Genomic DNA, 1390 nt, shown 5'->3' on the forward strand with positions numbered 1-1390 from the left:
CGGCTGGGAGACTAACAACAGAAATGTTGAAACGCCTCGGAGCTATGCTTTTGGGTCTTATTGCGAAATAGACACCCGTTTAGAAGTTGGTGCTGTGTGTCCTCTTAGTTGTCCGGTTGTCAAGCATGGCGTTATGTCTGCAACATTAACCAAGACCAGTAAAAAGCTAGGTCTGTGTTGGGATAGCGCTGGGGGTATTCAAAGTAAGAGAACTACTGAGTTAAGAAAAGAAAACGAGTGGTACAGCCGTATTGATTCAGATGTGTTGCAGCGAAACCTGGCTAAACTAGATACTGCGTTTGCAGGTTTTTGGAGTCATAAAAGAGGCTTTCCGGCTTACCGAAAAGCCTCAAATTTCAAGACCTTCGAGTACAAACCGGGGCGTTGCAAGTTTGAAAACAACCGAGTTTATCTTCCTGGTATTGGTTGGATGAAATACTTCAATAGCAGAAGTTTTCCATTCAATGTAGAAATCCGAACTGTAACCGTCAAGCAAAAAGGGACATATTGGTACATCAGTGTACTGCTTGACGACGGAGTGAGACTGCCAGAACTTATCGAACCTAAGTCAGTTGTTGGGATAGATGTAGGAATAAACAAGCTTGTGTCCCTTTCAGATGGTAGCTTTATTGAGAATATAGCTGTTGCAACAAACTCTAGAACAGCTCGACGATTAGCGATAAGAAATCGTGCTGCCAGTCGCAAGCAAAAAGGCTCTAGCAACAGGAAAAAAGCACAGGTCAAGCTGTCTCAAACCCAACACAAGCTAACCCAAAAAAGAGACGGATATAACTGGAAAGCTGCCGATAAGATAGTTAAAACGGCTGATGCTGTAGCGCAAGAAAACCTAAAAATAACCAACATGGTTAAACGCGCCAAACAATCGCACGATGGAAAAGGAGGTTATAGGAAGAATGGTGCTGCTGCCAAGAGTGGACTTAATAAAAGAATCCTAGATTGTGCTTGGGGGGATATTTTTGGAAAAATAGCGTGGCTAGCTGCGAAGTCTGGCAAGCCTGTATTTGCAGTTAACCCCCGACACACTTCTCAAGAGTGTCCTAAATGTGGACATACAGAGAAAGGCAACCGAGACGGAGAAAAGTTCGTGTGTCGCGCCTGTGGTTATGCTGAACACGCTGATACAGGAGCCTCTAGGAAAATAGCCAAGAAAAGCGGTTTATCATTTCCGCGTAATCAAAAAAGACTACCTGCGGACTGCGGGAAAGTAACGCCTTTGGAAATATCAATCCCTAAGTGGGTTGAGCCTAGGAACCTTAATTTATCGGTTAACTCGCAGTTATCTAATGTAGAAAGCGGTTATCCAGAAAAAAGGATATCCGGATTAATTTCCGGAGAATCCCCGCTGCTTTAGCACGGGGAGTGTCAAAAC

General features: G+C 44.0%; 1 protein-coding gene. It reads left to right on the forward strand.

The window, feature by feature from the left end; all coding sequences use genetic code 11:
- Positions 1 to 1372: transposase (locus QT990_RS35720; RefSeq protein ID WP_333466407.1), on the forward strand; the 1372-nt coding region annotated here is incomplete at its 5' end.
- Positions 1373 to 1390: the final 18 nt, after the last annotated feature.

This window comes from Microcoleus sp. T3_B1 (assembly GCF_036700445.1).
Lineage (GTDB): Bacteria > Cyanobacteriota > Cyanobacteriia > Cyanobacteriales > Microcoleaceae > Microcoleus.